Here is a 13190-nt window from a genome sequence, read left to right as displayed (position 1 = left end):
AATGAAATCAGGCCTGCCAACATGGATTACCATAGACCTAGCTCCAGATTTGCAGCCAGTAGGCAGGTATATGTGGTCCTTGTTTGCAGACAGCCAAAACATTGATTACGAGTCCATTGACCATAATGGATTTGAGTTAATTATTGATCGTAAAGGTTTATTTGCCATTTCCGATAGTTTCGATCTATTGTTAAATGGCAAAATCGCATCGGTCTGCCAGCAATACAATTTACCAGAGGGACTAGATGATTTTGCTAGAACAGAGCCTTTGGCCTGTTGCTTTTACCTCATCAATAGTCTGCACGAACACTTGCTCCCTCCATCGCAAAGAGATCGATTCGACAGATATCCGTTTAAAGCCTCTATTCAATATAAGGCAGATATCATCCATGTCAATTACTGTCAGAAAATTTTCAATCAAATCTATTCCAAAGTATTTGGCAAATCACATCGGACTAGGACATCGGAAGTTTTTTGGTCTCACGACATCGACTTTCTCTACAGCGATTGGAAGGTCGATCTATTGCTGGGCTGGAGGTTGAAAAAAATAAAATTACTTTGGCAGGGCCTGCTTAAAACCCTTGACAAAAAATCAAAATGGGACAATATTGAAGATATTTTGGCCATCGAAAAAACCCATGGCTTGATATCTACCTTCTTCTTTTTAACCGAAGAAGGCAAATTTCAAAGTGATCGCATCGACAAGATCTCTCATGCCGATTATTCAATTAGCCATGCCGGTATCCAAAAGAAAATTGACCAGATTTTAGATTCCGGTTCCCAAATTGGATTGCACAAGAGCAGTTTCCCCTATGATTACCAGACTGAAATAGCTAAAATTCGCCGTCCAATTACTTCCAACCGCAATCATTTTCTACAATTCCACCTCCCCCATCACTATGAAAATATCCAAAAGTCAGGTCTATCTATGGATTCATCCCTCGGCTTTGCAGAACAATACGGTTTTAGAAACTCTTATGGCCGACCATTCCACCCCTTTGATTTAAAACGAAATAAACCCTACTCCTTTATAGAAGTCCCCCTCCACCTTATGGATGCTAGCTTTACCGACTACCTCGATTTTTCGGAGAAGGAAATGCAGAACAAAATCATATCCTTTCTTCACGATCACCGTGAGGATTGCGTCATCAGCATACTGCTCCACAATACGCGAATGGACTTAAAAACCGAAGATTCACTTGCCCAATGGAAGGAATTTTATCGCCAAATTCAATCCTTGAATTTGGCAGTCTTTAAGTAATTTACTTTCAATATTTCACAAACACTTGTTTATATTTTTCAATAAATCCATCTTGATATTAATCTCATACGAGTTGTCTTAAATCAACGGTATGTTTGCTTTCCACGAGATCTGGACGAGAAATTGGTTCGAGAATATGATCGGACTGAGATTGATCTACTACGAACCTCTTTATGCTGTCACCCTGATTCATGCTATCTTGAATGATATCGTTTGGAATAGCACTGTGGGTATTTTTAAAGAATCGAGTTATCCTTCTTCCTTCAGCTTCCATGGTATTGATAGGGAAGGTTTCATAACTCCTACCCCCTGGGTGGACTACGTGGTACACACATCCCCCGATAGAGCATTTATTCCAAGTATCATAGATATCGAAGGTCAGTGGAGAGTTGACGCCAATAGTAGGATGTAATGCCGATGGTGGATTCCAAGCCTTGTACTTGACACCCACGACGTAGGTATCTGGCTTCTGGGTTGGTTGAAGAGGTAGCACTACTCTATTGCACAACAATTGATAGCGCTCTTTCTGAATCCCTTTGACCAATATCTCAATTTTTTCTACAGAACTATCGACAAAGCGAGCCGTACCTGAATTTGACATTTCTTCTCCCAATACATTCCAAGGTTCGATTCCTTTTCTAATCACGATCTCTATTCCCTGAACAACGGTTCGACCTAAGACTGGAAATCTAAATTCGAAAAAACAATCTAACCACTCCAATTCAAATCTATCCCTGCCTTGATTGAGATAGCGAACGACTTCTTCCATATCTTGCTTTACATAATAATGCAACAGATATTTATCGTGGAGGTCAGTTCCCCAGTCAATGAGGGGGAATCGATAAGGACATTCCCAAAAGCTAACCACTAGGGCACGAATCAATAAGATTTGTACCAAACACATTTCTACATTGGGTGGCATATCAAACCCTCTCAATTCGAGAATTCCCATTCTACCCGATTTAGAATTGGGATTGTACAATTTATCGATACAAAATTCAGCACGATGAGTATTTCCCGTTATATCGACGAGAAGGTTTCGAAATATCCGATCCACTAACCAAGGACTTGGATTGGGATATTTATCTAGTTCTTTAAAAGCGATCTGCAATTCTAATAAGATATTTTTTCTACCCTCATCTACCCTCGGTGCCTGACTCGTCGGACCGACAAAGGCAGAAGAAAACAAATACGACAAGCCGGGATGGTTTTGCCAAAAGGAAACCATGCTGCGCAACAAATCTGGTCTTCTCAACAGTGGACTATCATAGGGCATATGCCCTCCAAGGGTGATATGATTTCCACCCCCAGTACCGGTGTGATTGCCATCAAGCATAAATTTCTCTGCACCTAAATTGACTTCTTTAGCCGATTCGAATAAATATTTATAATTGCGAACAATTTCCGACCAACTGCCTGCCGGTTTCATATTTACTTCAATCACCCCTGGATCTGGAGTAACCGACATCTGTTCCAATCGATTATCAGAGGGAGGTTGGTAGCCCTCGATAATAATGGGAATTCCCGTGGCTTCACAGGTTTTCTCTATTTGACCTATCAAATCAATAAAGAAATCCAAATCCTCCAATGGCGGTAGAAATACATAGAGTATTCCATTTCTTATTTCAACACTTAAGGCCGTCTTAATAGAATTATCTCCTTGAATATTATCCTTCAATGAATCATAGGATGAATTATCTTTCGACAATGGAGGCAATTCCTCCATTGGACTCGGGGCATACAATACCTTTTGTTCTTCGTCTGAATCGGTCTCTGCAAGTGAGGAAAGCGGAAGTCGATACCCCAATGAAGAATTCCCGGGAATAAGATATAATCGATCCCTACCGGTATTCCATTTACAACTTACCCATTGTTTGGTAAACGGGTCAAATCTTAGAGGTAAGATAAAGCCCACTTCATTTTCCAAGCCGTGATTCAAGAGTTCGGCCAACTTTTGCTGTTCCAAACTACCCTCTTTCGGCATAGAAAAAGGATCTGTGCCCAAGGGGAGCTTACTTTGTTCCCATAAGAAATAATAGATATCTTCATACACCGGTTGGACAATAGACTCAGTCAATCCCAAATGATGCGACAGTGTATTTAAAAACTTGCGACCTTCTTCCATTGACGTATCCAATTCTCGATTGGGATTGGCCAACCATTTATCGTTTTTCCAAAGTGGATATTGATCTTTGCGCCAATATATTACATATTGCCATCGAGGGATGGGTTCGCCTGGGTACCACTTGCCCTGTCCTTGATGAATCATGCCTTTAGGAGCCATTGCAGCTTTCATCTTTAAGGCTAGATTATAGCCTTTTTCCCTTTTTTCTTCTCCATCAGCGGATTGATTCCACTCTTCTGCATCCATATTTTCAACAGACACGAAGGTAGGCTCACCCCCCATGACCAACCGTATTCTCTCTTGTTCCACTCTCTCATCTAGCCGTTTGCCATATGCCAATATGTCTTCCCATTGTTGGACTTGATATGGCTTGGTCACTCGAGGTCCTTCATTCAGTCGTTTTACCATGTTGGTAAATTGAAAATCCACTTTAGTTGGCCCTACAAATCCCGAAATAGCTGCAGCACTTGAGGGCGAAGGAGTACAGGACAAGGGGATATGACCTTCACTGGTAAACAGGCCAGAAGTAGTATCTAAACCAATCCAACCCGCACCTGGAATATATACTTCGGCCCAGGCGTGTAAATCGGTAAAATCCTCAGATGGCCCATCGGCTCCGTTATTGGATTTTTGATCCGGTGTTAACTGGACCAAATATCCAGAGGCAAATCTAGCTGCCAGACCATGACTTCGCAAAAGCTGCACCAATAGCCAAGCGGTATCGCGACAACTCCCACTGCCCAATTTCATGGTTTCCTCACAGGTTTGAATCCCCGGCTCCAATCGAATGGTGTAATCTATGGATTTGTACACACGCTGATTGAGATCTACCAAATAGTCGATGGTCGACTGGGCTTCCGACAACTTGGATTCTTGTTTTAAAGTATTAAAAAGTTCCCCATTTTCTTCAACTTCAAAATACGGAGCCAATTCCTTTTTAAGACCTTCTTCGTACTCAAAGGGAAATTTATCAGCGTAATCTTCCAAAAAGAAATCAAAGGGATTTATATGAATTAAATCGGCTATAACTTCAACTTCGACGAAAAAATGATCCACTTTTTCGGGAAAAACAACCCTAGCCATATAATTCCCAAATGGATCTTGAAGCCAGTTGATAAAGTGATTTGAAGGAGATATCTTTAAACTATAGCTCAAGATTTCAGTTCTAGTATGAGGAGCTGGCTTCAAACGAATGGTTTGTGGCCACATTTGAACAGGGCTATCATATCGATAGTAAGTATTGTGTTGAATGGCAATTTTTATGCTCATAATCTACTTGTGCTGTTGATGAATATAAGTTGAAAATAACAATTATTACAGATTATGAATAGTCCACAAAATTAGGTTTTGTTATTTTCAAGTATTCTTTTTCAATTTTCATGTAATTATTCCTCTCATATAAAGGAATTATTATTCTTCATTTTTAAAAAATACAAGGCATGGAGCAAATAATCTTTGATAATTACAATTTTAGACCAAATTTTATTGACGAGGTCATGTGTCCAAAAGAAGGAGTAAAATCTTTGTATAAAGATATACTCAACACCTTTGAATCCCTCGGCCCTTTGGACTTCCAGCGACTCAACGATTCCATAAAATTATCCTTTCTCAACCTCGGAATCACCTACGCAGTATATGGTGAAGACAATGTAGGTGTAGAAAAAATATTCCCATTTGACTTAATCCCTAGAATCATCTCTCTCAAGGAATGGGAAATTATAGAAAAAGGTGTAATTCAAAGAAATAATGCCATCAACTTGTTTATTAACGATGTATATAATAAACAATCCATTATTAAGGACAAAATTGTCCCTTTGGATTTAATAGAAAGCTCCAAAAACTTCATACCCCAAATGCGAGGATTTACACCGATCCAAGGTATTCATACCCATATTAGTGGCACCGACCTCATTCGACATAGCGATGGAAAATTTTATGTATTAGAAGACAATTTAAGAAATCCTTCAGGAGTGAGTTATGTTATGATGAATCGCAAAATCATGCATCGAAGCTTTACATCGATATACAAAAGCAAGGAAATTCTTCCCGTATCTGACTATTCCGATGAACTTTTAAAGATGATGCACAGTGTAGCAGTGACAAAAGTCGAGAATCCCAATTGCGTTCTCCTCACTCCTGGTCAATTCAATTCTGCCTATTACGAACATTCATTTTTAGCACAGGAAATGGGTATTGAATTGGTTCAAGGTGATGATTTATTTGTAGACAATGACTTTGTTTATATGAAGACCACAGCTGGTCCAATTCGAGTAGATGTCATCTATCGACGTATCGACGATCATTTTTTGGATCCTGAAATATTTAACAAAGAATCACTGTTGGGAGTCTCTGGGTTGATGAATTGTTATTTCAAAGGCAATGTAAATATAATTAATGCCCCGGGCAACGGTTTTGCTGACGACAAAGCCATTTGTGCCTACGTGCCCAAAATCATTAAGTATTACTTAGGAGAAGATCCCATCATTGACAATGTCCCAACCTATATCTGCAGGGACCCCAAAGACCTGCAATATGTATTGGAAAATCTTGCCAAACTAGTGATTAAACCAGTAGACATGGCCGGTGGATACGGGGTAATGATCTGCGATCAACTCAGCGAAGAAGAATTGGGCGTAGTTAGAGCAAATGTGATGGAAAATCCCAGACAATATATAGCACAACCCAAGATGTATCTATCTACTCATATGACATATATAGAAGAGGAAAAGAAGTTTGCAGCTCGTCATATCGATCTTCGAACCTTTGCCCTTATGAGTGGTGAAGACACTTACGTTTTGCCGGGAGGATTGACCAGAGTGGCCTTAAAAGAAAATAGTCTAATTGTTAACTCATCTCAAGGTGGAGGATCAAAAGACACCTGGGTTTTAAAAAACAGCTGATATGTTATCTAGAGTAGCGAACAACTTATATTGGATGGGACGATATCTGGAGAGGTCAGAACACTTGGCTAGGTATACCAAAGTACAATATTTTTCAATGTACGATGCGCCCAACTTACAAAACAAAAACTTCACCCTAAGATCCATTATACATATGACTGGGATAGAATACGATACCCAGACAGATCATCTCGACGAGCAGGACATTATATTAAAGGTGGGATTAGACCCAGCCAGTTCGGCTTCTATATATACCAGTGTTTTCAATACGAGAGAAAATGCCAGAAGCTCAAAGAATATGTTGAGTGAAGAACTATGGGAAATGGTAAACACCTATTACAGATTTGTACAGTCCTTCCCCGACACATATTTCAAAACCCGGGGATTATATGAGTTCACCCAAGAAGTCAACAGACATTGTTACAGCATTAAATCCTGTATCAATCAAACCCTCATTCACGAATTTGTGTGGGCCATTATCAATCTGGGAATTTACATTGAAAGGATCATACAAATCCTCAGAACGATTAGGAGTAAACTCACCGACATTGAGATCCTCAGTCAAACCAGTCAGAATGGAGTTTTACAGGAATACCAATGGACGACAACCCTAAAAATTCTCAATGCTTTTGACATCTATAAGCGCTATTACAAAAATCAAAACGCCGCGGAGACATCATCTGATTTTATTCTCTTTCACCGCACATTTCCATGGTCTATTTTATATAATTTAAGGAAAATTTATTCTCTTGCCGATCGCATACCCAATTGGGAGTCTGGCCACGAAAAATTAATCTTCTTTACGGGAAAACTATACAATAAGGTAAAATATACCACATCTGTGGAAGTAGGGGATCTCAAAGTTTTTTGCGAGGAATTATTAATCGATTTAAATAATCTAAATGAATTAGTCACCGAAGAGTTTTTTGAATAAAAAAATAGCTTTCAAGATATTTCATATCTTTGGGGGATTTTTATCGATAAAAAGAAAATTTCGAAAAATCAGTTTTGAAATAGATTACCCATAAATACCTATTATGACCTATTGTCTAGGAATTAAAGTTAAGGAAGGCCTATTGGCCATTGCAGATACTCGGATTACTTCTGGTACAGAAACCACAAATGCCAAGAAGATATCAGTCTTACAATCGGGCAACAACAAATTATTTTTAATGACCTCTGGTTTGAGGTCGATTAGGGATAAAGCCGTCACTTATTTTGAGGAGATACTGGATGGCCCCACTCTCCCCTTCACTAAAATGTATCAAGCCGTCAATGCATTTGGCGAGCAGCTGAGGCGGGTCAAACACGAAGACCAGGAGGCTTTAATGACGAGTGGCCTGGTATTCAATCTGTTTTCTATCGTCGGAGGCCAGCTCGAAGATGACAAGGAACATAAATTGTTTTTACTCTATCCCGAAGGCAATTGGATAGAGATTGGTCAGGCCACGCCATTTACCATTATCGGGAATTCCGGTTATGGCAAACCTATATTAAACCGGGTTATCAATTTTGAATCCCCCTTAAATGTGGCTCTAAAAACAGGACTACTATCATTTGATTCAACCAGGGTTAGTGCCAACGACGTGGGTTTTCCTATCGACATTGTGATTTTTCAACAACACAATGGGGAATTAATTGAAAAGCGCTTATACGAACAAGACATTTCTAATATCACATCGAGATGGGCGGCAGAATTGAAAAAAGTCATTGATAAAATACCTCAAGACTGGATAAGTAACTTAATTGAATTGGACAAAATTCCTGTTGATCAATAACTACAATTTAAATAGCTATCCTAAGATTAAAAAATCCCTTAAAACATCAGTTCTAAGGGATTTTTTTATTGACTCTATAGAAGAGATAGATCTAGTGACCTACCACTATTTTCTTTACTTTGACACCTTGGTCAGAATCTAATCTAACGAAATAAGTACCTGCAGGGTATTGGCTTACTTCAAAACGGACCGTCCCTTGAACAAAATTGTCATAGGATTTTCTAGCCAATATTTTACCAGTCACATCGGTCAAATAAGTAGATATAGTCTGAGGATTGTTTAATGTTAAATCTACATTGATGAAATCAGTGGCTGGATTAGGGAAGATAGTCACTTCGGCTTCCGACAACTCCAACTCATTGGCTGTCATTACATCGGCTTCTATATCCAATCCGATGATGGCTACAGCACTACCAAATGGATTGTTCATACTCCATGTATTGTTGTCAAATATTACAGTGGCTATTTGGCTACTTCCCAAACCTCTGTAATAAGTAATTCTTCTACCTAAATGCTGACCTAATTTTACAGAACTACCGGCGTATTGAATCGCTGCGATATACCGACTACCTGGTTCTAAAACAACGGCAGAATCCAGATTGGTAAAACTGTATAAATCCGCAGAAAAACGATCCAATGTACTTACGTCGTCATCTGCACTAGTATAAGTATAAGTACCAATTCCTATGGTTTCAATGGTTGCATTATTTTCTGAAGTAATATCCAAATCAGATAAATCATCTTTGACATCATCAGAGATCTTATACAATTTCAATATAACTTCCTTCCCTGCTAATGTTGAATTGTCAGGCGTAAAATTGGAAAAAGTAATCTTTTTGGCTACAAGACGGCCGGTGTAAAAAGGATTGGTCTTATAAAAATTTCCAATAATAAATGGTACTTCATCGGGATTGGTATAAAAGATATTATCTCCTCTATCCGTCTTTCGATAATTTCCTTCAGATACTCTAAAAAAGTCTGCAGCCAAATTATTAGTTTCATTAATTTCATCAATGTCCTCCACATTTCGGAAACTATAAACAAATAAATAAGTACCTTCTGTCAACTCATTGGGCACATATATATTCGGTGTACTTACCTCTATAGTATCTCCAGGCATTAAGTTTTCTACTAAAACACTATCGGTAAAGTACAATACTGAATTGGCGGTATTTGATCTTACCGAAACTCTAAGATAAGCACTATCCACTACAGCTGAACCGTTGTTCGTTACATCGGCGATAAAAGTCATGGTATCGGAGGTAATCATAGACACCGGAGTTTCATAATTACCTACAGGGTATTTAAAAGCAGATATAGCCAAGTCATTGACCTTGCTATCAAAAAATCTAACATCATCTACACCCCAAAAATAATAATCTCCTCTCCACAAGAATTTAACCTGAACATTGGATTTACCGGCCAAATAACTGGTCAAATCAAGAGTTACCTCATTTTCTTCAATGGTATTCGTTCTTAAGATAGCTACTGTTTCATTGATGGGAATCTCAGTCCATGTGGTTCCATCTGTAGTTACCGCTACATAGGTAGATGTTTCGGCAAAAGCATCGGTATACCCTTGAAATCGCAAATACAATTGGCTAAAAGACATATACACCTCAGATTGATTAGTAAAATCCAAAGATGGCGATATCAATTCCGCCACTTGAGGAGACGGACATGGTCCATTGCCAATATTATTGTCCAATCCCATATTATCCAGAAACTCTGAATTCAATATGACGATACCATTGTCTGGAGTTCGACTATCCAATTGACCAAAACCACTGGAATATATGCCTTGGTCAGTACTTCCATCGGCTACCCAACTCCATTTGGCCTCATCACTTGTGACTCCATTACACTCAACACTGACTGGGACCCAACCCTGAAAGCCTCCATCAAAATCGAAATTTAATAGAGGTGTTTGCGCCCAAGATAATATAGGCAACATAACTAAAACCGCAAAACCGTAAAATCTTTTCATACTTGTTTCTTTTAATGCATTTTTATAAAAGCAATAACCATTAGATTCAATGCTTAAATTACTGGAAATCTATACAGAACGAAAAATCTATTGACTAGATTACATCCATCCTATCAAAATCTATCAACTATTTAATATAATCTACGCGAAAATAAAACTTATTACCATTATATGAAATAAAGTTACCAATTGTATTTTGGTATTTATATTTTAAATAAAAATCATTTCAGATTTTAACATATTTACATCAATGGGTACCACTCCGGGAAACCGGCATACAATGTGACCTGCTAGATTGGAGATCAATCCCAATTCCCGATCTGAATATCCGCTTAAATAGCCGATGGTCAAGGTACTTATTACCGTATCCCCAGCTCCACAAACATCAGATACTTTTTGCTTTATTGCATCGATATAGATTCCTTGACCTTCTTTTCTTTTTAAATACATACCTCTGTCAGAAAGTGTGATCATTGTCAATTCGTGGATTGTTATTTTTTGTAAATCTTCAGCAGCCTTGGACAATCCCGCTTCATCCAATTGAATAGAATAACCCAAAATAGTTTCCGCTTCTTTGAGGTTGGGTTTAAATACCGTACAATGACTATAACAGGCAGTGTTGGCCGTCTTTGGATCTACAAAGACAGGGATATTATTCTCCTGAGCCAAGGCTATAGAATACCTAATAACCTCAGGAGTTAACATGCCTTTGTTGTAATCCTGTAACACAATTCCATCCGGCTGCAGTATCGAAATACTTTCTTCTATCACTGATTTAACACGTCCTTCGTCTTCTACAGACAGAGGGTCTTTATCCTCCCTATCTACTCTCAACAACTGATGATTGGAGGCCATTACCCGGGTTTTTAAAGTGGTTCTTCTGGTATGAGATTCTACTAGATAGGTTGTAGGAATATTGTTATCTTCAAGTATTTTTCTTAAAATATCGCCTTCTTCATCCCTTCCCATTATAGAAATCAAAAATACATCGGCGTCAAATCCCAATAAATTCAGGGCCACATTGGCCGCCCCTCCCAATCGATGATCGGTTTCTCTATAGTCTAAAACTGGAACTGGTGCTTCCGGTGAAATTCTTGTAACCGTCCCAAAAAGATAGCGGTCCAACATTATGTCACCGATAATCAATACCTTTTTTCTAGTCTCAAATGATTTCATACCCAATTTAATTGATAATTTTTTTTGATATTTCCGCCAATATTTTCTTTGATGCTCCAGAATTTTCATCTATATATTCTGAAATTTTTGCCTTCACTCCCAATAGAGTCTCTTCTCGGGCAAAGTGTGTAAGACCATTTATTAAGGTTTCTGCAGAAGTAATACTTCTTCCCATTTCACCTTCCACTATCGCTATTGCTTCTGGAAACTTGGAATACTTAGGTCCAAATAATACCGGCAACCGATAGACCAATGGTTCTAAAGTATTGTGAATGCCAGCACCAAAACCACCTCCAATATAAGCCAAATCACCATATCTATATATTCTCGAAAGCAATCCCACACTATCCACTATCAGAACCTGAAATTCTTCTTCAACATCTATTTGGGACAGCAACTGCATCCTCGAACCCAATCGCTTGCTCAACACTTGAATGGCTGTCGGTGAAATTTCATGAGGGGCAAGAATCCATTTCCAATCGGGAAAGTGATCTATGGCCTCTAATAAGACCTCTTCGTCGCCAGGCCAAGTACTTCCAGCTATAACCGTAAAATGGCCTCGGGTAAATGCTGCGATTTCCCGATGATCAAAAGCTTGATCCACCAACTCCAATACCCTATCTATCCTAGTATCTCCGGTCACCATTACATTTTCAATACCCTTTTCTGCAAGTAATAATGCAGAAGACCTATTCTGAACAAAGAGTTTTTCCGCCCCAGCAACTAAGGACAAAAAAGGCCTACCCCAGGATTTAAAAAAATATTGATTTGGCCTAAAAACAGTAGATATAAAATAATAATCGATCTGTTTTTGTTTTAGTATAGATAATGCATTGAACCAAAATTCGTATTTGATAAAAATAACAGCCAATGGTTGTATTTTTTCAATAAAGGATGTCATAGCCCTACCAGTATCATAGGGCAGATAATATACCGCATCAGCCAATTCATAGTTTTTTCTCTTCTCATAGCCTGATGAGGAAAAAAAAGTCAAAACCAAGGGGATATTGGGGTATTTTGCCTTGATAAGATCGAGTACGGGCTTGCCCTGTTCAAACTCACCTAACGAGGCTGCATGGATCCATATACACCGATCCAACTCCTGTACAGACTGAGTCTTAAGTCCTTGATTCCTAAGATTTAACTTATTATTAAACCTCCCTAAGTTCAATAAGACTACTTCCAATATTTTCATTAACACACGATACAAAAACAACATCTCATCTATATTTGGAATGTAATCTTAATCAAAATTTTCTTGCCATCTACTATCATAGGTCATTTTTTCAATTCCATAAAACACGGAATTCAACCCTTTGTTGAGCTGCTGACCTTTTGGCCATTTAGTTACATGCTTATGTAGTCTGATACAATTTCATATACCTCATAAAATATTTCCCAAAAAGATCGTACTCTACATTGATTAATTGTCCAACTTTCCAAAATTGAACAGTAGTATGTTGATAAGTATAGGGGATGATGGCGACCTTTAATCGATCTTCTTCCAATGAAGCAATGGTTAAACTAATGCCCTCTAGGGTAATCGAACCTTGAGCCACAACAAGGGGAAGATCCTTCTGAGGTATGGTGAATCCATACAGGCGACTCCCTTCTTTTTCCTCAATAGACACACATCTCAAGGTTCCATCCACATGTCCTTGAACCATATGTCCATCAAGGCGATGTTCTAAAGTAACAGAACGCTCCAGATTCACCTTTTTCCCCACTTTCCACTCCAAGAGATTGGTCTTATTCAAGGTTTGATCAATGGCCGTTACACGGTATTGATTCTTTTGTAGATCTATGGCTTCTACAGTAAGACAGACTCCATCGTGAGACACACTTTGGTCAATTTTAAATTCTGGTGTCAATGTGGATTGAATCCAATAAACAATGTTATTCTGCTCTTGCTCAGCCGACACAACCTCTCCGAGGTTTTCTACTATTCCAGTAAACATAAGGG

9 protein-coding genes are annotated in these 13190 nt (G+C 38.6%); 4 read left to right on the top strand and 5 right to left on the bottom strand.

Going from position 1 to position 13190, the window contains the following annotated elements; genetic code table 11:
* Nucleotide 1: 1 nt before the first annotated feature.
* Complete coding sequence (locus tag LVD51_RS01660; RefSeq protein ID WP_236969435.1) at nt 2-1261, top strand: DUF7033 domain-containing protein; 1260 nt, start codon at nt 2-4, stop codon at nt 1259-1261.
* 64 nt (nt 1262-1325) lie between these two features.
* Here the strand turns inward: LVD51_RS01660 and LVD51_RS01655 are convergent, their stop codons facing one another.
* A complete protein-coding gene (locus LVD51_RS01655; RefSeq protein ID WP_236969434.1) occupies nt 1326-4655 on the bottom strand; it encodes a transglutaminase family protein in 3330 nt (1109 codons plus the stop codon).
* A gap of 170 nt (nt 4656-4825) precedes the next feature.
* On the opposite strand from LVD51_RS01655, the gene LVD51_RS01650 reads away from it, so the two are divergent.
* The 3 genes from LVD51_RS01650 (at nt 4826) to LVD51_RS01640 (ending at nt 8064) form a co-directional block, all read left to right on the top strand.
* On the top strand, nt 4826-6286 hold the full coding sequence (locus LVD51_RS01650) for a circularly permuted type 2 ATP-grasp protein (protein ID WP_236969433.1): 1461 nt from the start codon (nt 4826-4828) through the stop codon (nt 6284-6286).
* Nucleotide 6287: 1 nt separating this feature from the next.
* Nucleotides 6288-7220, top strand: a complete 933-nt coding sequence (locus LVD51_RS01645; protein ID WP_236969432.1) for an alpha-E domain-containing protein — start codon at nt 6288-6290, stop codon at nt 7218-7220.
* A 103-nt stretch (nt 7221-7323) separates the two neighbouring features.
* A complete protein-coding gene (locus tag LVD51_RS01640) occupies nt 7324-8064 on the top strand; it encodes a peptidase (protein ID WP_236969431.1) in 741 nt (246 codons plus the stop codon).
* Between the two features lie 91 nt (nt 8065-8155).
* Here LVD51_RS01640 and LVD51_RS01635 read toward each other — a convergent pair whose 3' ends face one another.
* The 4 genes from LVD51_RS01635 to LVD51_RS01620 all read right to left on the bottom strand — a co-directional run bounded on the left by LVD51_RS01635 (nt 8156) and on the right by LVD51_RS01620 (nt 13185).
* Nucleotides 8156-10051: a T9SS type A sorting domain-containing protein gene (locus LVD51_RS01635; RefSeq protein ID WP_236969430.1), complete on the bottom strand. Its 1896-nt coding sequence runs from the start codon at nt 10049-10051 to the stop codon at nt 8156-8158.
* Nucleotides 10052-10261: 210 nt separating this feature from the next.
* On the bottom strand, nt 10262-11227 hold the full coding sequence (locus LVD51_RS01630; RefSeq protein ID WP_236969429.1) for a bifunctional heptose 7-phosphate kinase/heptose 1-phosphate adenyltransferase: 966 nt from the start codon (nt 11225-11227) through the stop codon (nt 10262-10264).
* Between the two features lie 7 nt (nt 11228-11234).
* Nucleotides 11235-12446, bottom strand: coding sequence for a 3-deoxy-D-manno-octulosonic acid transferase (locus tag LVD51_RS01625; protein ID WP_236969428.1), 1212 nt, complete (start codon nt 12444-12446; stop codon nt 11235-11237).
* 136 nt (nt 12447-12582) lie between these two features.
* Nucleotides 12583-13185 carry a riboflavin synthase gene (locus LVD51_RS01620; RefSeq protein ID WP_236969427.1) on the bottom strand — a complete coding sequence of 201 codons (603 nt, stop codon included), beginning with the start codon at nt 13183-13185 and terminating at the stop codon, nt 12583-12585.
* Between the last annotated feature and the right edge of the window lie 5 nt (nt 13186-13190).

Source organism: Membranihabitans marinus (assembly GCF_021729155.1).
In the GTDB taxonomy this organism is placed as follows: Bacteria; Bacteroidota; Bacteroidia; order Chitinophagales; family Saprospiraceae; genus Membranihabitans; species Membranihabitans marinus.
This window is presented reverse-complemented; position numbering and strand designations above follow the sequence as displayed.